The organism is Arenimonas sp. (assembly GCF_047602345.1).
In the GTDB taxonomy this organism is placed as follows: domain Bacteria; phylum Pseudomonadota; class Gammaproteobacteria; order Xanthomonadales; family Xanthomonadaceae; genus Arenimonas.
Genome location: NZ_JASGHN010000010.1, coordinates 364518 through 387199 on the forward strand (window position 1 = coordinate 364518; position 22682 = coordinate 387199).

Genomic DNA, 22682 nt, shown 5'->3' on the forward strand with positions numbered 1-22682 from the left:
CGCGGCTCAAGCCGCGACGAACGCGCCTTCGATCTCGACATCGAGCTCGCGCCGGCAGACATCGCCGCGCAGGTAGAGCACGCGATCGGTCGGCAGACCCGAGGCGGCGATCGCCTCGCGGGCGATCGCAAGATCGCCCGGACGACGAAGATAAACGCGCAGGGCTTCGCAGTTCGCCAACGGAAAAGCGCGCCCGGCCTGGCGTTCGCCCTCGGCCAATAGGGCATCGAGATTCGCCAGGCTCTCGTGCAACTGCGCGCCGACATCGCCGACGTGCTGCGAGACGTGACCGACGATGCTGGCGGTGCCCGACGCGAGCAAGCGCGGCGAATCGGACTCGGCGTCGAGCAATGCGCCGCGCGAGAAACCCGGCGATACCGGGCCGAACTCGCGCGGATAACGCCAGGCCGGCGTCTGCCGCGGATTCTCCAGCGCCAAGGCCGGCGCGCTGGCGCAGAGCGCGATCAGTTGCACGCGGTTCGGCCGTCCGTCCGTGCCGATCGCGGTCGCGGCCGGCGGCGGATCGTTGAACATGCCGTCCACGGCGCGCGCACGACCGACACAGAAACGGCGATAACGTTCGTCGTCGCCCTCGCCTTCGTTGATCGCGGCGAAATAATTCCAGATGCGCAGCAGGTACGGATGTTCGGACGGGCGCACGCAGGTCAGCAAGCGCTCGTAGGCCGTCGCCGCCGCGGTTTCGATATCGCCGTCCGCTTCTTCGACCGAGACCGCGCACAGCGCGTAGTGCTTGCCATGCGCCCAGGCGGCGCCGACGGTTTCGGCGCTCTCGCGGATTCCACCCGCGAACCAGGTCTCGACCGGGCCCGGGCCGTGCAGCGGGGCGCAGGCCACGCGCAACGGTTCCGGCGCGGGCGCGCCGAATTCGAAGCGGATCAGGGCGGCGCCGTCATCGGCATGGGCGATGCGCAGCCGGGCGGCGGGGGCGGGGGAAGGACTCATCGACGGCGGGATTATACCGGGCCGCCTCGTCCCGCCGGCACGGCCGGTATCATGTCGCCAGCCTTGACGGATACGCCCATGTCCCAGATCGATGCCGTGCACGCCTACCTGACCGACTTGCAGGACCGCATCTGCGCGGCGCTGGAAGGCTGCGACGGCGCCGCACGTTTCGTTGAAGACCGCTGGCAGCGCGAAGCTGGCACGACGCCGATCAAGGGCGGCGGTCGTTCGCGCGTGATGAAGCAGGGCGCCGTGTTCGAACAGGCCGGCGTCGGTTTCTCCGATGTCAGCGGCGACGCGTTGCCGGCTGCCGCTTCGGCGCATCGCCCGGAACTGGCCGGCGCGCCCTGGCGCGCGGTCGGCGTATCGCTGGTGATCCATCCGCGCAACCCCTACGTGCCGACCTCGCATGCGAACGTGCGTTACTTCGAAGCGCGACCGAAGGCCGGCGCGCCGATCTGGTGGTTCGGCGGCGGCTTCGACTTGACGCCCTTCTATCCTTTCGACGACGACGTGCGGCACTGGCACCAGGTCGCGCACGATCTGTGCACGCCGTTCGGCGAAGGACGCTATGCCACGCACAAGCAATGGTGCGACCGCTATTTCTTCCTCAAGCACCGCGACGAAACCCGCGGCGTCGGCGGCCTGTTCTTCGACGATCTGAATGAAGGCAGCTTCGAACAATGCTTCGCCTACCAGCGTGCGGTCGGCGACGGCTATCTCGATGCTTATGTTCCGATCGTCGAGAAGCGCAAGGCCACCGAATACGGCGACCGCGAGCGCGAGTTCCAGTTGTACCGGCGCGGACGTTACGTCGAATTCAATCTGGTCTGGGATCGCGGCACGCTGTTCGGGCTGCAGAGCGGCGGCCGCACCGAGAGCATCCTGATGAGCCTGCCGCCGCGCGTGCGCTTCGAATACGGCTACGTGCCGGAAGCGGGCAGCGAAGAAGCGCGATTGGCCGAATACCTGAAGCCGCGGGATTGGCTGTAACCCGGGTATCGCGCCGGCGGCGCTCAACCCGGGCTACGAATCACAAATAAAAAGCCCCGCAAGCCAGGGGAAGCCTGCGGGGCCGGGGCTGTGATCCACCGGGGAAAGTGGGTCACAGCGGGGATCCACTCAGGGGAGGGAGTTGATCCACGACGGACATTGCATCCGTCGCGTTCAGTAGACCCCTTCGGGCATGAGAAGTTCGTGAATCGGAACGTTAAAAAACCGTACGGTTCAGGAAGTGTTTAGCCTGGCGCAAGGTATTGATCGGAAAAGCATTACTTTCGGCCTATAGGCCTTGCCGGGCTGCGTTTTTTCACGCCTTCAGTGCGCCTCGTCCCAGTTCGCGCCCTTGCCTGCATCGACCACCAGCGGGACGCGGAGTTCCGCCGCCGATTCCATCCGTTTTTTCACCTCGGTCGTCAGTGCGTCGGCGAAGCCCGCGTCGACCTCGAACACCAGTTCGTCGTGCACCTGCATCAGCATCAGCGCGCGGCCCGATAGCGGCCGTATCCAGGCATCCACCGAGGCCATCGCGCGCTTGATGATGTCGGCGGCGGTGCCCTGCATCGGTGCATTGATCGCCGCGCGTTCGGCGCCGGCGCGCTGGCCCTGGTTCTTCGAGCGGATCTCCTGCAGGTTCAATCGCCGGCCGAAGATCGTTTCGACGTAACCGTCCTCGCGCGCCTGCGCCCGCGTGCGTTCCATGTAATCGCGCACGCCGGGATAACGGGCGAAGTACAGCGCGATGTAATCCTGCGCTTCGCCGCGTCCGATGCCGAGCTGGCGCGCGAGACCGAACGCGCTCATGCCATACATCAGGCCGAAGTTGATCGCCTTGGCGGCACGACGTTGATCGCCGCTGACGTCCTGCACTGAAACGCCGAAGACTTCTGCTGCCGTCGCGCGGTGCACGTCCTGTCCGCTGGAGAACGCCTTCAGCAGCCCGGCGTCTTCCGACAAATGCGCCATGATGCGCAACTCGATCTGCGAATAGTCGCAGGCCACCAGCACGCGGCCCGGCGGCGCGACGAAGGCGCGGCGGATGCGTCGTCCGTCTTCGCTGCGGATCGGAATGTTCTGCAGGTTCGGATCGTTCGAGCTCAGGCGGCCGGTCGCGGCGCCGGCCTGGTGGTAACTGGTATGCACGCGACCCGTCGTCGGGTTCACCATCTCCGGCAGTTTGTCGGTATAGGTGCTGCGCAGTTTCGCCAGGCCGCGATAGTCGAGGATCAGGCGCGGCAGTTCGTGCTGGTCGGCGATGGCTTCCAGCGCTTCTTCGTTCGTCGATGGGGCGCCGGTCGGCGTCTTCACCAGGGCCGGCAGTTTCAGCTCGTCGAACAGCAGCGCGCCGATCTGCTTCGGCGAATCGAGGTTGAAGTTGCGCCCGGCGATCTCCGTGGCGCGCTGCTGCGCGGCCAGCATGCGCTGCGACAGGTCGGCGCTCTGCCGGCGCAATTCGGCCGCATCGATCTTCACGCCATTGTTTTCCATGCGCTCGAGCACCGGCACCAGCGGCATTTCGATCTCGCGATAGACGAACTCCAGGCGCGGTTCCGCGCGCAGCTTCTCCGCCAGCACCCGGTGCAGGCGCAGCGTCACGTCGGCGTCTTCGGCGGCGTAACGCATCGCGTCGTCCAGCGCCACCTGCGAAAACAGGATCTGCTTGGCGCCCTTGCCGGCCACATCCTCGTACTTGATCGTGGAATAGCCGAGATGGCGGCTGGCGAGGCTGTCCATGTCGTGGCGCTGCAGGCCGGCTTCGAGCACGAAGCTTTCCAGCATCGTGTCCTCGCGATAGCCCTGCACGTCGATGCCATGGCGACGCAGGACATGCAGATCGTATTTGCCGTGCTGCCCGACCTTGGCGCGCGCCCCATCCTCGAAGAAAGGCTTCAACGCGGCCAGCGTTTCCTTGAGCGGCAACTGCGCCGGCGCCCCGGGATAATCGTGTCCCAGCGGCAGGTAACAGGCGCGGCCCTGTTCGATGCAAAAACTCAGGCCGACGAGATTGGCCTGCATCGGATCGAGCGAATCGGTCTCGCTGTCGAAGGCCACGAGCTCGGCGGACTCCAGGCGAGTTATCCATTCCCGCAACTGCGCCTCGGTCGATATCGCTTCGTATTCGCCTTTCTCCGCCAGTTTCGGGTCCGGCGGCGAAGTCTCCGGCGCGATGTTCGTGAACGCGCGCGGCGCCGACGCGCCTCTGCCGCCAGCGGCGGCCGCCGTCCCACCGTCCAACTCTTTGAGCGCCGCATTGAACCCATAGCGCGCATACAGTTCGCGCAGGGCGTCGGTATCGCGCGGTCGCAGCTTCAGCTCGTTCGCGCCCTGGTCGAGCTCGACGTCGGTCTTGATCGTCACCAGCTGGCGATTCAGCGGCAGGCGCGGCAGGGCCGCGCGCAGGTTCTCGCCGATCTTGCCCGTGATCTTGTCGGCGCTGGCCATCACCGCATCCAGCGTGCCGTATTCGCCCAGCCATTTCGCGGCCGTCTTCGGCCCGCATTTCTCCACGCCGGGCACGTTGTCCACCGTGTCGCCCATCAGCGCCAGGTAGTCGACGATCTGATCGGGCCGCACGCCGAACTTTTCCACCACGGCGGCATCGTCGAGCACGCTGCCGCTCATCGTGTTGGTGAGCGTGATGCCGGGGCGCACGAGCTGGGCGAAATCCTTGTCGCCGGTCGAGATCGTCACCGGGATGCCCTGCGCCTGCGCCTGCAGCGCCAGCGTGCCGATCACGTCGTCGGCTTCGACGCCGCCGATGCGCAGGATCGGGAAACCCAGCGCTTCAACGATCTGCATCATCGGCTCGACCTGGGCGCGCAGGTCGTCCGGCATCGGCGGGCGATTTGCCTTGTACTCCGGGTAAATCGCATCGCGGAAGGTGCCGCCCGGGGCATCCACCACGAAGGCCATGTAATCCGGGTTCTCCTTCAGATGCCCGCGCAGCATGTTGACGATGCCGAACAGCGCGCCGGTGGGCGAACCGTCCGGGCCGGTCAGCGGCGGCAGGGCGTGGAACGCGCGATACAGATAGGAAGAACCGTCGATCAGGACGAGGCGGGACATGGCGTCACCCGGGGCAGTCGGACGGCCATTGTAAGGATTCCCGGCGGCACGGTTCCTGCTGCGACGGCTTGAGCGGGCCAGCCGCAGATGCGATGCTGCCGCGCAACCCGGGAGCCTTCCGATGAAAACCGCACTCGTCACCCTGTTGTTGCTGGCTTCGGCCGCCACCGTGTCCGCGCAGGAGCGCAAGGACGCACCGGTGCCGGAGAAGATCCCCTCGCCGCCGTCCGAGGAACTGCCGCCGCCCACCGTCAACGTGCGCACCGCCGACAATGGCGATGTCGTGCAGGAATACCGCCAGGGCGGCAAGATATTCATGGTCCGCGTCATTCCGAAACACGGCAAGGCCTATTACCTGTACGACGACGATGGCAACGGCCGCCTCGATCGCATCGATGGCGAGCGCAGCGTCACGCCGGCCATGTGGACGATCTACGAGTGGGATTGAAGCCTTGAGCCCGTGCCGTCGCGGGCCCGCGAACGGGCGTATTCGCTGAGATGGGCCTGCGCATCGGCACCGATCCGGCCGAGATCGATTTCGATCGCGTGCATGGGTTCCTGAGCCGCGAGGCTTACTGGTGCAAGGGCGTGCCGGCCGACACCCTGCGCCGCGCGATCGAACATTCCCTGTGCTTCAGTGCGTTCGACGGCGATGCGCAGGTCGGTTTCGCCCGCGTCGTGACCGACCGCGCCACCTTCGCCTATCTCTGCGATGTTTTCGTGCTGCCCGAAGCGCGCGGCCTCGGCGTATCGAAGGCGATGATGCAGGCGATCGACGCGCACCCCGAGCTGCAGGGTCTGCGTCGTTTCATCCTCGCCACGTCCGATGCGCACGGCCTGTATGCGCAATACGGTTTCGAGCCGCTGACGCGGCCCGATCGTTTCATGGAACGGTACCGGCCCGAAGTCTACCAGTCGGGCTGAAGCGCGGCCTCAGCTCTTCTTTTTGTCAGCCACCGGCGGCAGCGTGCGCAGGTAGGTCCAGATCGCCGCGAGTTCGGTGTCGCTCATCTGCTTCATCACCGGCCAGGGCATGAAGCGGTTCAGCTCGCGGCCGTCCGGACGCTTGCCTTCGCGGATCGCGCGGACGAAATCGTCCTGCGTCCAATCTTTCAGACCATCGGCATGCGGCGTCAGGTTCGCGGCGTCCGGGAATTCCGGCGGCGTGCCCGGCACGTGCTGGCCGGCGTAGAAGCCTTGAGCCCGTGCCGTCGCGGGCCCGCGAACGGGCGTATTCGCTGAGATGGGCCTGCGCATCGGCACCGATCCGGCCGAGATCGATTTCGATCGCGTGCATGGGTTCCTGAGCCGCGAGGCTTACTGGTGCAAGGGCGTGCCGGCCGACACCCTGCGCCGCGCGATCGAACATTCCCTGTGCTTCAGTGCGTTCGACGGCGATGCGCAGGTCGGTTTCGCCCGCGTCGTGACCGACCGCGCCACCTTCGCCTATCTCTGCGATGTTTTCGTGCTGCCCGAAGCGCGCGGCCTCGGCGTATCGAAGGCGATGATGCAGGCGATCGACGCGCACCCCGAGCTGCAGGGTCTGCGTCGTTTCATCCTCGCCACGTCCGATGCGCACGGCCTGTATGCGCAATACGGTTTCGAGCCGCTGACGCGGCCCGATCGTTTCATGGAACGGTACCGGCCCGAAGTCTACCAGTCGGGCTGAAGCGCGGCCTCAGCTCTTCTTTTTGTCAGCCACCGGCGGCAGCGTGCGCAGGTAGGTCCAGATCGCCGCGAGTTCGGTGTCGCTCATCTGCTTCATCACCGGCCAGGGCATGAAGCGGTTCAGCTCGCGGCCGTCCGGACGCTTGCCTTCGCGGATCGCGCGGACGAAATCGTCCTGCGTCCAATCTTTCAGACCATCGGCATGCGGCGTCAGGTTCGCGGCGTCCGGGAATTCCGGCGGCGTGCCCGGCACGTGCTGGCCGGCGTAGTCGCGCGCGTGGCAACCGGTGCAAGCGCGAGCGAGGTATTCGCCGTATTCGGCCGTGACCGCGACCACCGGCGTCGCGCGTTCGCGCGGCGAATGATCGATGTGCTCGGCCGGGAGCAGCGGCAGTTTGCCGAGGCCGAACAGAATGTAGCCCAGCGGCTTGAGCGCGCTCTTGCCCGGATCGTTCGTCGAGCGCGGCATCGATTGGATGTAGGTGACGAGCGCGGCGGTGTCCTCGTCGGACAGGTGGGCGAAATCCTCCGAAGGCATCACCAGCAGGGGCGTGCCGTCGGCGCGCAGGCCGTGGCGGATGGCGGCGGCGATGCCGTCGGCGTCGTAGCTGGCCGGCAGCGCGCCCGGCGTCAGGTTCGGTGCGACGATCACGCCCACCGGGCCGGCATCGATCGCGATCTGGCCGCTGCCGTCCTTGCCGTGGCATTCGACGCAGGCGAGCACGTTGAACTGGTGGCGGCCGCGTTCGATAGTGGCCGCGTCGCGCACGAGCGTCAGCTTCGGATCGGCGATCGGATAACGCTTCGCGGTCGCCTGGCTGAAGCGCCATTGGCCGTAGGCGAACAGCGCGGCCACGATCAGCACGAGGACGACGATCAGGGCGAGGAGCAGTTTCAGCAGCTTTTTCACGAACGATTCCCGTTTGTAATGGCGGCGCGGACGGGCCTTCCAGCCTGCGCCGAATCCCGGAATACGCAAGCGCGGTGCGGATCAGGACAGGCTGGAAGCCCGGAAAACCGCCGGCCATGACTTCCGGCGGGGCATCCGGCCGATTCCGTGACGGCCTAAGCGGAAACTTAACCCCCGGCGCCGATCCTGTCCTGCGCCCGGGCCTGCTTCCGTGTGAATACCACTAGGTCTACCATGACCTTGCCGGCGCCAAAGGGCCCGGCAATCCAGAGGATTCTTGAAATGAAAGCCAGGGTGGGACATTACGAGATCGTGGCCGAACTCGGTCGCGGCGGCATGGGCGTGGTCTACAAAGGCTACGAGCCCGCGCTCGCGCGCTACGTCGCGATCAAGGAGCTGGCACCGGCGCTGGCGCACGACACGATGCTGGTCGAGCGCTTCCTGCGCGAGGCGCGCTCGATGGCGGCGTTGAACGACCCGCACATCATCCAGATCTATTTCATCGGCCAGGAAGACGAGCAGCCCTTCTTCGTCATGGAGTTCGTCGACGGCGAGTCGCTGTCGCAAGTCATCAAGCGCGAGCAGCGCCTGCCGGTCGGCGATGCGTTGAAGATCCTGCACCAGGCCACGAAGGGCCTGTCGGTCGCGCACGACCAGGGCGTGATCCATCGCGACATCAAGCCGGCGAACCTGATGCTCACCCAGCGCGGCCAGGTCAAGATCGCCGACTTCGGCATCGCGCTGGCCAATCGCGACTTCGACAGCAAGCTCACCGGCACCGGCCAGCTCGTCGGTACGCCGGGTTACCTGTCGCCGGAAGTCTGCCTCGGGAAACCCGTCGACCAGCGTTCGGACATCTTCGCGCTCGGCATCGTGCTGTTCGAGATGCTGACCGGTCGCACGCCGTTCTCGGACGAAAGCCCGCTGAAGCTGATGCTGGACGTCGTGCAGTCGCAGATTCCCGACGTGCGCGAACTCAACCAGTCGGTCGATGCCGATGTCGCCGCACTGCTGACGAAGATGCTGGCCAAGGATCCGGCCGATCGTTACCAGGACGCGCACGAATTGATCCGCGATCTGGAGAAGCTGCCGCAGGTCGTGCAGGGCGGTCCGTTGTCGATGAAGGTCGCCGCGCCCTCCGGCCCGGCCGCCACGCTCGTCGCGATGGCCACGCCGGTCACGCCGATGTCCTCGCGCGTGCCCACGCCGCCGCCGCGTGTCGGCAGTCTGCCGTCCACCAGCGCCGCGCCGGTGGTGCCGGCCGTTGCGGTGGAAACCGCGATGGGCTCGACGCGTCCCGGCGTCACGCAGCCGTCGTCGGAACCGGCGCCGCGTCCTTCGCGCACCGTGTGGCCGGCCTGGGCCGCGCTCGCGCTGTTGCTCGTCGCGGGCGGTGCCTTCGGCGTGTACAAGATGGTGACGCCGAAGCCGGCCGAACCCGTCGCCGTGACGACGCCGACCGAAACCGACAAGGCCGCCAGCCTGATGGGCGACGCCAGCGCCGATGCCTCCGCCGCGCTCGCGGCCGATGCCGCCGCGAACAAGGCGCCCGATGGCAGCAGCGACGCGGCGCCCGCCGTCGCCGAGCCGCCCGCGCCGCCGCCGGTCAGCGAACCGGCCCCGGCCGAACAAGCCGTCGCGCAGGTCGATGAACCGGCCGCCGACACCGGCACGAAGTCGCGTCGCGAGCGCATTGCCGAAGCGCGCAAGGAGCGCGTCGAAGAAGTGCGCGCCGCAAACACCTTCGCCGTGCAGACCGATGGCGACCCGGCGCTGATGATTCCGGCCGAACAGCTGATCGAGGACAAGCTCAGCAATGCCGGTTTCTCGGTGGTCAATCCGTCCCGCGCCGACATCGTGTTGCGCGTGAAGGCCGAGATCATCGGCAGCCAGAACCTGCAGTTCTACGGTCAGAGCGCGACGGTGACGACGGCCTATCTGATCGTTCGCCCGTATCGCAACGGCCGTCCGATCGGTTCGGGCATCCGCCAGAAGCTCGACTACACGCCGCTCAACGCCGAAGACAAGGTCGAGATGGCGCTGCGCACGCCGATGGAACGCCTCGCCGATTCGATCCGGCAGTAGGGTGGGCCTTGGCCCACCGGGCGAGGAATGAGTGGAGAGCAACGAGTAGAGAGTAAAGAGGGGCGGCGAAAGCCGCCCTTCTTCTTTGGTGGGCTTGAGCCCACCCTACCGCCCGCCCTACGTCCTACAATCGCCCGACGCGAGCGAAAAGGATTTCCTGCCGATGAGAGCTGCCCTGTTGTTGCTGCTATGCCTGGTGGTCGGCGATGCCTTCGCGCAGGACTACGCCTGGGAACCCGCCAAGGCCGATGACGCGGCCGCGTTGAATCGCTCGATGCACGCCCTGGCCGAACGCATCGAACGCGACTACCGCGAACCGGACCGCGATCGTTACCTGTCCACCGTCTTCCGTTCGCAACTCGCCGCGGGCCATTACGATGCCGCGCTCGAATCCATCCGGGAGCTGCGCGCCCTGCGCGGCGACGGCGCCGCGACGCTGTTCCTGCAATACGAGTTGTACGCCTGGGCGCTGAAAGCGCATCCGCATTTTCCCGCGGCGTTCCGTTCGGTGTTCAACGCGCGCTTCGCCGCGCTGGACGATCTGAGCGCGGCGCGCATCGAGCCCTCCTTCGGCGGAAACCTGCCGATGGCGAAGGCCAGCCTGGACGCAGCGCTGGAGAAGCATCGCGACGCGCGCAGCCTCGCGCAGGCGGACGCGCTCGAGCTCATCCGCCTCTATCAGTTCCACCGCACCTTCGCCGCGATCCTGCCCGAAATGCCGGCCCTGCTGGCTGCGGACGAGGCCCGCCGATACACCATCGAACGCGATGTGCTGGTCGGAACGCCCGACGGTGCGCGGATATCGACGCTGGTCGTTCGGGCGAAGTCCGTGCAGGGCCGCCAGCCGACGCTGATGGGATTCACCGTGTACGCGAACGACGACTGGGCATTGGCGGATGCGAAAACCGTGGCCTCGCACGGCTACCACGCCGTCGTCGCCTACAGCCGCGGCAAGGGCGCCAGCCCGGACGCGATCGCGCCGTTCGAACACGATGGCGACGATGCCGCCGCCGTGATCGACTGGATCGCCGCACAGGACTGGAGCGACGGCCGCGTCGGCATGTACGGCGGCAGCTACAACACTTTCGCGCAATGGTCGGCGGCGAAGCGCCATCCGAAGGCGCTGAAGGCGCTGATGACGTCGGCCAGCGCGGCGCCCGGCATCGACACGCCGATGCAGGGCAATGTCTTCCTGAATTTCATGTACCCGTGGCCGTTCTACGTCGGCAACAACAAGGCGTTGGACGATGACACCTACGGCGATCGCGCGCGCTGGGAAAAACTCGATCGCGACTGGTATCGCAGCGGCCGCGCCTATCGCGACATGGATCAGGTGGACGGCACGCCGAATCCGATCTTCCGCCGCTGGCTCACGCATCCGGCCTACGATGCCTACTGGCAGGCGATGATTCCGTATCGCGAGGAGTTCGCCGCCATCGATATTCCCGTGCTGTCGACGACCGGCTATTTCGACGGCGCGCGCGTCGGTGCGCTGTACTACTTCCAGGAACATACGCAGCGCAATCCGAAGGCGGATCACACCCTGGTGATCGGCCCCTGGGGTCATCTGGCGATGCAGGCGGGCGTGGCGCGCCATGTCGATGGTTACGATGTCGATCCGGTCGCGCAGATCGACCTGCAGGCCCTGCGTTACGACTGGTTCGATCATGTCTTCCGCGGCAAACCGAAGCCCGCGCTGCTGCGCGACCGCGTGAACTACCAGGTGATGGGCGCCGACGCCTGGCGCCATGCGCCGTCGATCGATGCGATGTCGAACGCGCGATTGAGGTTCCGCCTGCAGGCCGACGGGCAAGGCCCGCATCGCCTGGCCGAAGCGAAACCGGCGAACGTCTCCTCGCTCGCACAACAGGTGGACATGCGCGACCGCAGCGACGCCGACCTGCCGATTCCGACGCAGGCCATCGTCGATGCGCCGGACCTGCGCAACGGCCTGCTCTTCCTCAGCGCGCCGGTGACCGAACCGACCGAAATCGCCGGCCTGTTCTCGGGCGAACTCGACTTCGTCGTCAACAAGCGCGACCTCGACCTCACCGTCACGCTGTACGAAAAAATGACCGACGGGTGCTATTTCCAGCTCGCCCACCACCTGGGACGCGCCAGCCATGCCGAAAGCCGCAGCGAACGGCGCCTGCTGACGCCGGGCAAACGCACGCGCCTCGCCTTCACCAGCGAACGCCTCGTCAGCCGCAAACTGTCGCCCGGCAGCCGCCTCGCCATCGTGCTGGCCGTGAACCGCCAGCCCGACATGCAGATCAACTACGGCAGCGGCAAGGATGTCGCGGCGGAAACCATCGACGACGCCGGCGAGCCATTGCGCGTAGAGTGGTTGTCCGACAGCTATATCGATATCCCGATCTGGCGTTGACCCCACCCGCAAGGGAGGTGAGGCATGTACGCGAATGGCGATAGCGGGCATCGCCCGCTCTGGCGCCGCTTGTGGCGCGCTTTCCTCTGGATCGCGTTCTTCATCGTGTTGGCGACCAGCATCGCCTGGTATCTGTCGCGGCCCGACGCGCCTGATGCGTTCTACGCCGCGCCGACGAACGCCCGCCTCGTGCCTGGCGCATTGCTGCGCAACGAACCCTTCGCGCGCGATGTGCCGGCGAACGCGCGGGGCTGGCGCATTCTTTACGCGACGACGCGCGGCGACGGCAGCCCCGCCGTCGCCAGCGCGCTGGTGCTCGCGCCGAAAGAGTCCCGGTCGACGCCGCGCGGCCTGATCGCCTGGACACATGGCACCACCGGTGCCGCAACCGGTTGCGCGCCCTCGCTGCTGGAACATCCGTTCGCGAACATGCCGGGGTTGAGCGAAGCCCTGGCCGCGGGTTGGGTCATCGTCGCGACCGATTACGTCGGCCAGGGCACGGCCGGGCAACATCCCTATCTGATCGGCGAAGGCGAGGCGCGTTCGGCGCTCGATTCCATTCGTGCGGTGCGCGCCTTCTCGCAACTGGAATTCGCGCCTGACACCGTCGTCTGGGGCCATTCGCAGGGCGGTCATGCGGCTTTGTGGACCGGCGCGCTGGCGCCGACGTACGCGGCGGAACTGCATCTCGTCGGCGTCGCGGCCGCCGCGCCGGCCAGCGATCTGAAAGCGCTTGTGGATGCGAACCAGCACGCGCCCGTCGGCCGCATCATGTCGTCCTACATCCTGCGCGCATATGCGGCCGACTATGCCGATGTGCGCCCCGCCGAACTCGTCGCGAGCTGGAAGCTTCCGCTGGTGAACGACATCGCCGCGCAATGCCTCGCCGGAAAACGCGCTCTGTTCTCGGTGGGCGAAGCGCTGGCGCTCGGCGGTTCGATCTGGCGCATTCCGCCGACGCAGGGCGCGCTGGCGGCGCGGCTCGAACAGAACACGCCGCGGTCGATCGTGCCCTCGCCCCTGTTCATCGCGCAGGGCGAAACCGACGAGCTGGTCTTGCCGGAGATCCAACGCGCCTACGTGCGCGAACGTTGCGCTGCCGGCCAGGCGCTCGAATACCGCAGCTACGCCGGGCGCGATCATCTGAGCGTGGTCGCGGCCGATTCGCCCTATGTCGCGGATCTGATTGCCTGGACGCGGGCGCGCTTCGCGACCCAAGCGGCGGCGAATACCTGCGCCTCGCTCGATTGACACAGGCGCCCCAGGGCATACCAGACGAACCCGACGCGATTTGTAGTTTCGGCCACGATGTTCACATCGTCTCGTCGCCGCGGTCGGCTAAGATCGGCGCTTCGACCCGGAGGTGTCAGTGATCAAGTTCGGCATGTGGAGCACGATCCTGTTGATCGGCAGCCTGCACGGCTTGGTCGTAGCCGTTCTGTTGTTGAACGCGGCGCGCAACCGCATCGCCAATCGTTTCCTCGCGGCGCTGTTGTTCGCCACCGTGCTGATGATCACGCCTTACACGATCGGTTATGCCGGCTTCTACGACGCCCATCCCTGGCTGACGTTCGCGCCCTTCTATTGGCAGCTGCTCTTCGGCCCCTTGATGTATTTCCACGTGCGGCAGCTCGGCAGCGAACACCTGCCGTCGGGCTGGGCCTGGCATCTGTTGCCCGGCGCAGGGCAGGGGGCGTACTACCTCGCGCTCTTCTGCCTGCCCTTGCAAGCCAAGTGGGATTGGAACGAACGCATGCACCTGCCTTACGCCTTGCCTGCGATCAGCATCGCGACCCTGCTCTCGCTGGCGATCTATTGGCATCTGTCGCTCCAGCGATATCGCCGATATCAGCACTGGCTGGTGAACAACAGCGGCCTGCGCGAAGAACTGCGCCTCGGCTGGATCGTCGGCTTCCTGTACGCCATCGCCGTGGTCGTGGCTTTGAGCATCGGGTTTCAGGTCGTCGATACCTGGATCCGTCCGCTCGACTACTACGGCTACTTCCCGTTCTATGTCGCCTTGACCGCGCTCGTGTATTACCTCGGCATCGAAGGCTGGCGCCATGCCGGCCTGAAACTGCCCGCGATGCCCGAAGCCGGAGAAGCAACCGCCGCGGACACGCCCAGGGAAGACAGCAGGACATCATCCGAGCCGCGCGACTGGAACGGCCAGGCCCAGGCTTGGGCAGCGAAAGTCGCCGAGGCCGGGTGGTGGCGCGAGCCGGATCTGAGCCTCGCCGATCTCGCGCGCCGTCTCGGCACGAATACCAACTACCTGTCGCGCGCGCTCAACGACGGCCTGGGCCAGAGCTTCAGCGAGTTCGTGAACCGGCAACGCATCGCCGAGGCGCAGCGCCGCCTGGCAGGCGAGGGCGATGTGCTCGACATCGCGCTCGCCGTCGGCTTCGGCTCCAAAGCCAGCTTCAACCGCGCCTTCCTCGCCTATGCGGGTATGACGCCGAGCGCCTGGCGGCAGCGGCATGCAGGTAGCAAAAGCTGAAAATCTGCGGCGGCATGCGGTTTCGCGACGCACCGCGACCGTAACAAGGTCAGGCTGCGCTTCCTCTTCGTGGAAGCCCGCCATGCATCGACTCCTGCTGATCCTGTTCCTCGTCCTGCCCTGGCAGGCGCACGCTGTGCCGGGCGATGCCTGGCGCGCCGATGTCGATGTGCTCGAACAGGCCTACACCCAGTTGCATCCCGGCCTGTATCGCTACAACACGCCCGAGCAGATGCAGGCGAACTTCGCCGAATTGCGCCGGGCGCTGGCCGCTCGCCCCGATCTGGCCGGCAGCTATCTTGCCTACTCGCTGTTCGCCGCCAAGGTCCGTTGCGGCCACACCTATCCCAACTTCTACAATCAATCGAAGACCGTTCGACAGGCCCTGTTCGAGCACGACCGCCGCCTGCCCTTCCTGTTCCGCTGGCTGGATGGCCGCATGATCGTGACGCGCAACCAGTCGAGCGAGCCGGCATTGCGGCCCGGCACCGAGATCCTCGCCATCGACGGCATCGCCAGCGGCGAAATCCTCCAGCACCTGATGACGATCGCCCGCGCCGACGGAGGCAACGACGGCAAACGCATCAGCCAGCTCGAAGTGCAGGGTGTGGATGAATACGAAGCCTTCGACATCTACCTGCCGCTGCTGTATCCGCAGATCGGCCATCGCATGAGGCTTCGCCTGCGTGCGTCGGGCGAATCGGCGCCGCGCGAGCTGACGGTGGAGGGCCTGACCCGCGCGCAGCGACGTGAACGCGCCGATGCGGGCGAATCCGATCCCGCCGCCGGCTGGCGCCTGGATTTCCGCGACGATGGCATCGCCGTGCTGCAGACGCCGAACTGGGCCCTGTACGACAGCGATTTCGACTGGAAGGGCTTCCTGCGCGCCAGCTTCGAGCAACTGCAGGCACGCAAGGCAAAAGCGCTGGTGATCGACCTTCGCCCGAACGAAGGCGGCGTCGATGTCGGCGACGTCCTGCTCGCGCACCTGAGCGCGACGCCGGTAACGATGCCGGGTTACGAACGCCGCACGCGCTATCGCAGGATACCCGCCAACTTGAAGCCCTATCTCGACACCTGGGATCGCCGCTTCGACGATTGGAGCGAGGCGGCAACGCCGCTCGGCGATGGCTTCCATCGCCTGATGCGCGACGCCGACGACAAACCGGGCTACACGATCGCGCCGCTCGCTCCGCGCTTTGCCGGCAAGACCTATGTTCTGATCGGCGCGGTGAACAGTTCGGCGACCTTCGAGTTCGCCCGCGCGGTGAAATACACAGGCGTCGCGACGCTGGTCGGCCAGACCACCGGCGGCAACCGCCGCGGCATCAATGGCGGCGCGTTCTACTTCCTCCGCCTGCCGAACTCCGGCATCGAACTCGACTTGCCGCTGATCGGACAGTTCCCGTTGCAGGACGAACCCGACGCCGGCATCGAACCCGATATCCGCGTCGTCGCGACATCCGCCGACATCGCGGCAGGCCGCGATGTCGAGATGCAGGCCATCCTGACCGATCTGGGTCGGACGGCGCCCTGACGCTTCCGGAACTTTCGCGCTTGCGCCACACTCCTTCCGACATCGCAGGGGAGAAGGCGCATGCGACACGTCTTGATCGTGATGTTGCTGGTCAGCACCGCGGCCTGGGCGCAGGTCACACCCGCGCCCGCGCCTGCCGTGAAGCCTTCGCCCGCCGCGAAACCCGCGATGCCGCCGCGCCCCGTGCAGATCGAACAGGCGGTGCAACGCCTGATTACCGCGCCGACCAGCGCGAATCTCTGGCCCGGTTTCGAACCGCTGAAGATTCCGCTCGCCATCTACGACGGTGAGAACACCTGGCTGTTCCGGCACCCTTCGCCACCGGCCGATTTCGTTTCGCTGTCCAGCCAGCAGGGTGTGTTCGTCAAACCCGGACGACTCGACGGCCTCGTCGCGAACACCAGCATGGACATCGGCGGCGTCAATACCGGCACGCTCATCGCCGATTCGGCCAAGGAGCGCAGCCCCGACGAATGGGCGGCGATCGCCGTGCACGAAGCCTTCCATGTCTTCCAGCGCGCGCGTCATCCGGGCTGGAGCGGCAACGAGGCCGACCTGTTCGTCTATCCCATCGACGATGCGAATCTGTTGTCCTTGCGTCGCCTGGAAACGCGCGGTTTCGAACAAGCGCTGGCGACGGACGAGCGCGAAGTGTCCGCCTGCTGGGTGCGACTCGCCCTGAACCTGCGTAATCGCCGTTACGCGGTGATGGACGCGCCTTTCGCCGCCTACGAACGCGGCACCGAACTCAACGAAGGCCTCGCCGCCTATGTGCAGATGCAGGCGCAGGGCCAGTTCGCGATCGACTGGCCGCCGGCGGAATACGCACCGGCGCAGGTCAGGCAGCGCGCCTACACGGTGGGCTCGGCGCTCGCCCTGTTGCTCGACCGCTTCTCGCCGACCTGGCGTAGCGCGTTCGAAAGCAACGACAAGCAGACATTGGACGGCGCCTTGACCCAGGCCGTCGGCGCCGGCCGCGTCTGCGCCTTCGAGCCGGCCCTGCAGGCGGAAGAAGAACAGATCGCCGCGCGCGATATCCAGGAACTGCAGAAGGAACGCCAGCGTGCGCTCGAGCAGTTGGAAGCCAAGCCCGGCTGGCGGCTGATCGTCGAAGCGGCGAACGGTGCACCGCTATGGCCGCAGGGTTTCGATCCGCTGAATGTTGTGCGTATCGACGGCAAGCGCGTGCTGCATACGCGTTTCGTCAAACTCGGCAACGACGGCGGCCAGGTCGAGGTCATCGGCGCCGCGTCGCTCAGCGAAGGGCTTGGCGCGCATCCGCTGTTCAACGGCCTCAAGAGTCTTCAGATCACCGGCCTGCCGCCGCCGACCGTGCAGCAGGTAAACGGCGGCGCCATCATCACCGCGCAAGGCTTGGCATTGCAGTTCAAGAAGGCCACGGCGACGACCAGCGGTGAAACCGTACGCGTGGTATTGCTTCCTTAGGGTGGGCCCTGGCCCACCGACTTCTTCGCCAAACATACGTAGGGTGGGCCCTGGCCCACCGACTTTCCCGCCACGCGCGCGTAGAGCGGGCCCTGGCCCACCGACGCCCTCGCCGCGCGACCGGCTCTCGCGACACGCCGTAGGCTGGGCTGCAAAGCCCAGCACGTAGGAGCGCCCTCTGGGCGCGACTGTTTTCGTAATGGTGGGCTGAAGCCCACCCTACAGCCAACCGCACAACACACCCTATTCCTCCGCCGCCTTCTTCTTCGCCTCGTCCAGCGCTTCCTGCGCTTCGACAATCGCCTTCATCTGCTGAAGAAGCGCCGCTTCTTCCGTCGCCACCGTCTTTTTCTTCTGCGTGATGTCCACGCGCAGCGTCAGCAGGTCGCGGATCTGCGTCAGCGTCGCCTCGCTGATCTTCCACGGCACCGAGACGATGGCCACGGCCGGGCTGGGCCGTGCGTTGTCCACCGAGACCAGCATGCCGTTGCTGAAACCGTAGTTCGACTTGTTGGTGACGAAGGCCGTGGCTTCCATGTCCAGCGCATCCACCGGCGCCTCGTTCGGCACCATCAGCAGCACATTGCCGATGCTCTGCTTCAGGCCCTTCGCGTCCTTCAGTTCGATATTGACCACCAGCGGGCGCTCGCGCCGGTAGTAGATGCCGTCGCCCGTGCGGCGCGTCGCCAGGCCCTGTTCGCTGCTCACCATAGCGGCCGAGCGCGTGGCCAGGCTCAGTTCGTAGTCGAAAGCCTCGTCCGCCGCCACGCCGATGCCGCGCACGCGCGCCGACTGGCTGATGCTGGCGCCGACGCGCGCCCACTCGCCGGCATTGGCCGGGTCGATGACGAATTCGAGCTTGCGCGGCTCCCAGGCCAGTTGCTTGCAGCGGTTGCCGTCGGCCATCAGGCCCTTGAACGGCGAATCCAGCATCTCGGAAAACATGCTGTTCGCGAGAGGCGACGGACCCGACCACGCCGCGATCGACCGCGCCAGGTTGATCAGCACCTCGCCGCTCTCGTCCTTCTGTTCGATGTTCGCCGTCTGCAGCAGGCCCGAGGTTGTCGTCGTCATCTTGAACGTGTCGCTGCGGAACGCACTGGACTGCGGCTGCAGCAGGTAACGCGCCGAGGTGTCGGGCACGAAGTCCAGCAACTGCACCTGCACCGCATCGGACCAGCCGCACATGGCCTTGGCATCGGCCAGCTGCAGCGCTGCGGCCTCGGCCTGGTCGGCTTTGGCTTTCGCGGTGGCGACGTCCTTGGCGGCTGCGACCTCGGCCTGGCGCAGCTTCACCAGCTCGGCCAGTGCCGCGATATAGGGCGCATCGGTTTCCTTGATGCCGCTCTTCTTCATCTCGGCCATCCACTCGGCCTGCGCCAGCGCGGCGGCTTTCGCGCCGGCGAGTTTCGTTTCCGCTTCCTTCAGCGCGGCTGTCGCTTCGGTGAAGGCCTTGTCGGCCTTGTCGTCCGCCTTGACGCGCGTGAACGTGACTTTCGCGTATCGCATCGGCAGGTAATAGGACACGCCGAGCGGCCGTGCCGTGGCGCCCTCCGCGTCCGAACCGAGCGACGACACCGACCGGATGCCGGTCGTCGTGCAACCGGCGAGCAGGATCAGCGACGAGAACGAAAGCGTCGCGAACGCGACGCGCGAGCGATGACGATGGCGCATGATGGCTCCCCCAAAGCCAGGCACACGCTTTCACCATGAACGCATCGCGATGCGCATGCATCATGCGCAGCAGCAGGAAATCTGTGCAGGTTCTCACTCGCGAGGTGAGCGCCGCTTGCCTCGGCCCGTAGGGGCGATGTTCGCTTCTGACGGCCGAAGGGCCGGTAGATCGCGACCCAACCTCGCCGTGATCCTGTAGGAGCGACGGCACTCGCAGCCGGTCTCGCCTCAACCATGTAGGAGCGACGCGAGTCGCGACCGTTCCTCGTGCGCGTGGCCGTATCTGGGGGCACGGCCCCACTGAAAAACGCCCGAAAACCTCATTCGGTGTGAACTATTTCACATGGATTCTGTTGCGTTCCGCCCGATCGGCGTAAGTTTGGCTTCCGGACCATCGCGATGGGGGATCGCCATGAGACCGAAGCGGAACGTATCGCCGCACCTGCGGCTTATCGTGCTAGCGGCGCCACTGGCGATCGCCTGGCCCCTGGCCGCCGGCGAGGCCTCGGTGCCGGTACGCATCGGCACGCACGAACAGCCCGATCTCGATGCCTGCCTCAGCGTCGGCGAAGTCTCAGGCCTGAAACCCAGCGGCGACGGCTTCCTCGCCGTGCGTCGCGGGCCCGGCACCCACTACGCCATCGCCGACAAACTCACCGCCGGCCGCCGCTTCCATCTCTGCGACTGGAAGGAGGAAGGCGGATGGCACGGCATCGTCTATTCGCCTGACGGCTCGCTGGATTGCGGCGTCAGCTCGCCGGTCGCATCGCCGCGTGTCTATTCCGGAAAGTGCAAGAGCGGTTGGGTGAACAGGCGGTGGGTGAAGGTGGTGGCGGGGTGAGAAATGACCGCAACTGACCCAACCCTGGCGCCTAGTCTCCAAAGACTTCGCTGAATAGCCAAAGGTCCGTGAAACAGCAAACTCATTTCTCTCAATGACTTTCAATCTACCGAACGGAATGGCGAACGCAGAGGTGCAAGAATCAAGGACGGCTTGCTGTCTCGTTTGTTACATTTCCGCCGGCAAGGGCATTCAGGCCTGCGCCTGTCGGCGCGGCTTAACTCAGGCGGTACGGCAAATTCCACTTGTCAGAGGATCTTTATGACCGACGAAAAAGACAACGACGAGGTTGTAGATGACACCTCATCAGACGGAGCTGTGCCAGTCGAGAAGTACGCCATCACAAGCTTTGGAATCGACTTCGACGTCGAAGGCATGGTCCGCAGGCTTCGCAAGAAGGAGCTCTACGTAGCAGAGTTTCAGCGAAAGTTTGTGTGGAGTCAGGCTGAGTCATCTCAGTTCATCGAGTCGTTGCTTCTTGGGTTGCCAGTGCCTGGAGTCTTCTTGGCTAGGGAACACGATTCACAAAAACTAATGATCATTGATGGCCAACAAAGATTGATGTCGCTGCTCTATTTCTATGACGGCTTTTTTCGACCTGATGAGAGCCAGAAGAGCAAGACCGTATTCTCGCTATCTAAAGTGCAACCGCAGTTCAGCGGAAGGACTTACGAAACCCTTGAAACTGACGACAGGCTCCGTCTGGATAATTCAGTTATTCATGCAACAATCCTCAAACAAGAAACACCAGTGGAGCAAGAGGATTCAAGTCTCTACTACGTTTTTGGGAGACTAAACTCAGGTGGGCGCAAGGTAACGCCGCAAGAAATACGCACCGCTATATACAGAGGCCCTCTAATCGACCTTGTTCGCGAGCTGAACAAAGATAAGAATTGGAGAGCCATCTTCGGCGGCATGAGCGCAAGACTGAAGGACGAAGAACTTATTCTTCGATTCCTCGCGTTCCGCGATAACTTTGATAAGTATGAACGGCCAATGGAGGAGTTCATAAATCGGTTTTGTCGTGCGAATCGGAAGCCAAGCAAGGCATTTCTAGCGGGTGCGGAGGGCAGTTTTCGTGCGGTGTGCGAACTGGCTAAGACAGCGCTTGGCGAGCAGGCATTTCGGCCAAAGAGAAGTTTGAACGCGGCAGTGTTCGATTCGATCTTCTATGGGCTGGAGAAGCGAATTGCAGCTGGTCCTATCAAGAACCGCGGGGCATTGAAGTTTGCCTATGACCAGCTTCTTAAGGATGCCAATTACGTCAATGCAACATCGAAAGCGACTTCGGATGAGACAAGCGTCATCATTCGACTGACATTGGCCAAGGACGCGTTCGCAAAGGTTGGCTGATGAAAACTGTTGAGGTCATTCGCCAGATTTCGGCGCTAAAGTCTGTCATCAGGTCAGCGGGGCATCATTCGTCCAACAAATCTATGGAGATGATGTCGCACTGGGCGAAGTATGCATGCGTTGTCGAGGCTGGCATCGTAGAAAACATTGTAAGGAACGTGTATGGCGCCATGGTGGGTCAGCAAGCTTCTACTCGCGTGGCCAGCTTCGCTCGCGCGCAGCTTGAAGGTGTTCAAAACCCAAAGTGCGATAAATTGGTCAAGATTGCGGCGTCTTTTGACAGAAGTTGGGGGAAGGATCTAGATGTCTTCTTGAAGCTAGACTTTCGTCAGGACGCGATAAACGCTGTCATGAGCAATAGGCACTTAATCGCTCACGGTCGTAACTGCAACATAACTATTGCGCAGGTTTCACTCTACCTCGGCAAGATCGAGGAGGTCGGTGACTACATAGAAGGGCAATGCGGCGTTTAGCGCGTTGTTTGGGCTGCCGCTGCGCCTCGGCGCTGCTTGACACTAATGCTAGCTGGCTTGGCGTCACGTCTGCTTCTGCCAGGAAGCGGACCTCCAAAGAGTGGTCTACCGCAATGGAAACGTCACCCCGCTAAATCATCCAGAATCGGACACTCCGGCCGTTGATTGCCGCGGCAGTGTTTCGCCAGGTCGAGCAGGGTGCGTTGCATGGCCTGCATCTCGAGGATCTTCTCGCCGAGTTCGGCGGCATGTGCTTCCGCCAGTTTCCGGACGTCGCAGTTGGCGCGGCGGTTGTCCTTCCATAGCGCTAGCAGGATTTCGATCTGCTTCATCGAAAAGCCGAGGCTGCGCGCGCGCTTGATGAAGCGCAGGCGGTGCAGGTCGGCGTCGGCGTACAGGCGGTAGCCGGCGAAGGTGCGGCCGGCTTTCGGAATCAGGCCGATGCTTTCGTAGTGCCGGATCATCTTGGCGCTGACGCCGGTTTCGGACGCGGCGTCGCCGATATTGTGGAAGCCGTCGCGACGGGCGTCGGCGAGTTCGGGGCGGGCCATGGGCTGGCTCCTGGTGTTCTCCAGCCTGCAGCCTAAACCTTCCTGCCATGGGAAGGTCAAATATCCGGGGTGTTGTTGACCTTCCCACGGGGGCAAGGCCCAGCCTGTATCAACGGCATTCCGCCGTGACCCCCCCAGGAGATGACCATGAACACCGAAACCGAGAAGAAGACGCCCTGCGGCTGTTGCAAGTGCACGGATTGTAAGTGCAATCCGTGCAACTGCTGCCA

Annotated in this window: 19 protein-coding genes; 13 read left to right on the forward strand and 6 right to left on the reverse strand. The window is 65.0% G+C overall.

Annotation, left to right across the window (positions count from 1 at the left end; all coding sequences use genetic code 11):
- Window positions 1-6 precede the first annotated feature (6 nt).
- Complete coding sequence (locus tag QM707_RS14535) at window positions 7-963, reverse strand: pteridine-dependent deoxygenase (protein ID WP_415002596.1); 957 nt, start codon at window positions 961-963, stop codon at window positions 7-9.
- Between the two features lie 78 nt (window positions 964-1041).
- On the opposite strand from QM707_RS14535, the gene hemF reads away from it, so the two are divergent.
- Window positions 1042-1956, forward strand: coding sequence for an oxygen-dependent coproporphyrinogen oxidase (hemF, locus tag QM707_RS14540; RefSeq protein WP_415002597.1), 915 nt, complete (start codon window positions 1042-1044; stop codon window positions 1954-1956).
- 324 nt (window positions 1957-2280) lie between these two features.
- Here the strand turns inward: hemF and polA are convergent, their stop codons facing one another.
- On the reverse strand, window positions 2281-5028 hold the full coding sequence (gene polA / locus QM707_RS14545; protein ID WP_415002598.1) for a DNA polymerase I: 2748 nt from the start codon (window positions 5026-5028) through the stop codon (window positions 2281-2283).
- A gap of 121 nt (window positions 5029-5149) precedes the next feature.
- Between polA and QM707_RS14550 the strand changes: the two genes are divergently transcribed.
- Both QM707_RS14550 and QM707_RS14555 read left to right on the forward strand, forming a co-directional pair.
- Complete coding sequence (locus QM707_RS14550) at window positions 5150-5476, forward strand: DUF2782 domain-containing protein (RefSeq protein ID WP_415002599.1); 327 nt, start codon at window positions 5150-5152, stop codon at window positions 5474-5476.
- Window positions 5477-5526: 50 nt separating this feature from the next.
- Window positions 5527-5952: a GNAT family N-acetyltransferase gene (locus tag QM707_RS14555; RefSeq protein WP_415002600.1), complete on the forward strand. Its 426-nt coding sequence runs from the start codon at window positions 5527-5529 to the stop codon at window positions 5950-5952.
- Window positions 5953-5961: 9 nt separating this feature from the next.
- On the opposite strand, the gene QM707_RS14560 is transcribed toward QM707_RS14555, so the two are convergent.
- Entirely contained in the window at window positions 5962-6285 is a 324-nt protein-coding gene (locus tag QM707_RS14560; protein WP_415002601.1) for a c-type cytochrome, read from the reverse strand.
- On the opposite strand from QM707_RS14560, the gene QM707_RS14565 reads away from it, so the two are divergent.
- Window positions 6272-6697, forward strand: coding sequence for a GNAT family N-acetyltransferase (locus tag QM707_RS14565; protein WP_415002600.1), 426 nt, complete (start codon window positions 6272-6274; stop codon window positions 6695-6697). The two genes, QM707_RS14560 and QM707_RS14565, sit on opposite strands and share 14 nt — an antisense overlap.
- A gap of 9 nt (window positions 6698-6706) precedes the next feature.
- Here the strand turns inward: QM707_RS14565 and QM707_RS14570 are convergent, their stop codons facing one another.
- On the reverse strand, window positions 6707-7606 hold the full coding sequence (locus QM707_RS14570) for a c-type cytochrome (protein WP_415002602.1): 900 nt from the start codon (window positions 7604-7606) through the stop codon (window positions 6707-6709).
- A 282-nt stretch (window positions 7607-7888) separates the two neighbouring features.
- Between QM707_RS14570 and QM707_RS14575 the strand changes: the two genes are divergently transcribed.
- The 6 genes from QM707_RS14575 to QM707_RS14600 all read left to right on the forward strand — a co-directional run bounded on the left by QM707_RS14575 (window position 7889) and on the right by QM707_RS14600 (window position 17560).
- Window positions 7889-9691: a serine/threonine-protein kinase gene (locus QM707_RS14575; protein ID WP_415002603.1), complete on the forward strand. Its 1803-nt coding sequence runs from the start codon at window positions 7889-7891 to the stop codon at window positions 9689-9691.
- 163 nt (window positions 9692-9854) lie between these two features.
- Window positions 9855-12077 (forward strand): CocE/NonD family hydrolase, encoded by a 2223-nt coding sequence (locus tag QM707_RS14580; RefSeq protein ID WP_415002604.1) that lies wholly within the window; start codon window positions 9855-9857, stop codon window positions 12075-12077.
- 24 nt (window positions 12078-12101) lie between these two features.
- Window positions 12102-13328 (forward strand): lipase family protein, encoded by a 1227-nt coding sequence (locus tag QM707_RS14585; RefSeq protein WP_415002605.1) that lies wholly within the window; start codon window positions 12102-12104, stop codon window positions 13326-13328.
- 133 nt (window positions 13329-13461) lie between these two features.
- Window positions 13462-14577, forward strand: coding sequence for a helix-turn-helix domain-containing protein (locus QM707_RS14590; protein ID WP_415002812.1), 1116 nt, complete (start codon window positions 13462-13464; stop codon window positions 14575-14577).
- Between the two features lie 82 nt (window positions 14578-14659).
- Window positions 14660-16114, forward strand: a complete 1455-nt coding sequence (locus QM707_RS14595) for a S41 family peptidase (RefSeq protein WP_415002606.1) — start codon at window positions 14660-14662, stop codon at window positions 16112-16114.
- A gap of 60 nt (window positions 16115-16174) precedes the next feature.
- Complete coding sequence (locus QM707_RS14600; RefSeq protein ID WP_415002607.1) at window positions 16175-17560, forward strand: hypothetical protein; 1386 nt, start codon at window positions 16175-16177, stop codon at window positions 17558-17560.
- Between the two features lie 243 nt (window positions 17561-17803).
- Here QM707_RS14600 and QM707_RS14605 read toward each other — a convergent pair whose 3' ends face one another.
- On the reverse strand, window positions 17804-19234 hold the full coding sequence (locus tag QM707_RS14605; RefSeq protein WP_415002608.1) for a hypothetical protein: 1431 nt from the start codon (window positions 19232-19234) through the stop codon (window positions 17804-17806).
- A gap of 412 nt (window positions 19235-19646) precedes the next feature.
- Between QM707_RS14605 and QM707_RS14610 the strand changes: the two genes are divergently transcribed.
- The 3 genes from QM707_RS14610 to QM707_RS14620 all read left to right on the forward strand — a co-directional run bounded on the left by QM707_RS14610 (window position 19647) and on the right by QM707_RS14620 (window position 21901).
- On the forward strand, window positions 19647-20075 hold the full coding sequence (locus QM707_RS14610; protein WP_415002609.1) for a hypothetical protein: 429 nt from the start codon (window positions 19647-19649) through the stop codon (window positions 20073-20075).
- 261 nt (window positions 20076-20336) lie between these two features.
- Window positions 20337-21428, forward strand: a complete 1092-nt coding sequence (locus QM707_RS14615; RefSeq protein WP_415002610.1) for a DUF262 domain-containing protein — start codon at window positions 20337-20339, stop codon at window positions 21426-21428.
- Window positions 21428-21901 (forward strand): HEPN domain-containing protein, encoded by a 474-nt coding sequence (locus tag QM707_RS14620; RefSeq protein WP_415002611.1) that lies wholly within the window; start codon window positions 21428-21430, stop codon window positions 21899-21901. The genes QM707_RS14615 and QM707_RS14620 overlap by 1 nt, the downstream gene beginning before the upstream one ends.
- A gap of 122 nt (window positions 21902-22023) precedes the next feature.
- Here QM707_RS14620 and cueR read toward each other — a convergent pair whose 3' ends face one another.
- Window positions 22024-22452: a Cu(I)-responsive transcriptional regulator gene (gene cueR / locus QM707_RS14625; protein ID WP_415002612.1), complete on the reverse strand. Its 429-nt coding sequence runs from the start codon at window positions 22450-22452 to the stop codon at window positions 22024-22026.
- Window positions 22453-22682 lie beyond the last annotated feature (230 nt).

Bases quoted from the DNA above. Each gene is read 5' to 3' on its own strand.
- QM707_RS14555 (WP_415002600.1), top strand. From the start codon at position 5,527: ATGGGCCTGCGCATCGGCACCGATCCGGCCGAGATCGATTTCGATCGC.
- QM707_RS14575 (WP_415002603.1), top strand. From the start codon at position 7,889: ATGAAAGCCAGGGTGGGACATTACGAGATCGTGGCCGAACTCGGTCGC.
- QM707_RS14605 (WP_415002608.1), bottom strand. From the start codon at position 19,234: ATGCGCCATCGTCATCGCTCGCGCGTCGCGTTCGCGACGCTTTCGTTC.
- QM707_RS14610 (WP_415002609.1), top strand. From the start codon at position 19,647: ATGAGACCGAAGCGGAACGTATCGCCGCACCTGCGGCTTATCGTGCTA.
- QM707_RS14585 (WP_415002605.1), top strand. From the start codon at position 12,102: ATGTACGCGAATGGCGATAGCGGGCATCGCCCGCTCTGGCGCCGCTTG.
- QM707_RS14590 (WP_415002812.1), top strand. From the start codon at position 13,462: ATGTGGAGCACGATCCTGTTGATCGGCAGCCTGCACGGCTTGGTCGTA.
- cueR (WP_415002612.1), bottom strand. From the start codon at position 22,452: ATGGCCCGCCCCGAACTCGCCGACGCCCGTCGCGACGGCTTCCACAAT.
- hemF (WP_415002597.1), top strand. From the start codon at position 1,042: ATGTCCCAGATCGATGCCGTGCACGCCTACCTGACCGACTTGCAGGAC.
- QM707_RS14620 (WP_415002611.1), top strand. From the start codon at position 21,428: ATGAAAACTGTTGAGGTCATTCGCCAGATTTCGGCGCTAAAGTCTGTC.
- QM707_RS14580 (WP_415002604.1), top strand. From the start codon at position 9,855: ATGAGAGCTGCCCTGTTGTTGCTGCTATGCCTGGTGGTCGGCGATGCC.
- QM707_RS14600 (WP_415002607.1), top strand. From the start codon at position 16,175: ATGCGACACGTCTTGATCGTGATGTTGCTGGTCAGCACCGCGGCCTGG.
- polA (WP_415002598.1), bottom strand. From the start codon at position 5,028: ATGTCCCGCCTCGTCCTGATCGACGGTTCTTCCTATCTGTATCGCGCG.
- QM707_RS14550 (WP_415002599.1), top strand. From the start codon at position 5,150: ATGAAAACCGCACTCGTCACCCTGTTGTTGCTGGCTTCGGCCGCCACC.
- QM707_RS14565 (WP_415002600.1), top strand. From the start codon at position 6,272: ATGGGCCTGCGCATCGGCACCGATCCGGCCGAGATCGATTTCGATCGC.
- QM707_RS14535 (WP_415002596.1), bottom strand. From the start codon at position 963: ATGAGTCCTTCCCCCGCCCCCGCCGCCCGGCTGCGCATCGCCCATGCC.
- QM707_RS14560 (WP_415002601.1), bottom strand. From the start codon at position 6,285: ATGCGCAGGCCCATCTCAGCGAATACGCCCGTTCGCGGGCCCGCGACG.
- QM707_RS14615 (WP_415002610.1), top strand. From the start codon at position 20,337: ATGACCGACGAAAAAGACAACGACGAGGTTGTAGATGACACCTCATCA.
- QM707_RS14595 (WP_415002606.1), top strand. From the start codon at position 14,660: ATGCATCGACTCCTGCTGATCCTGTTCCTCGTCCTGCCCTGGCAGGCG.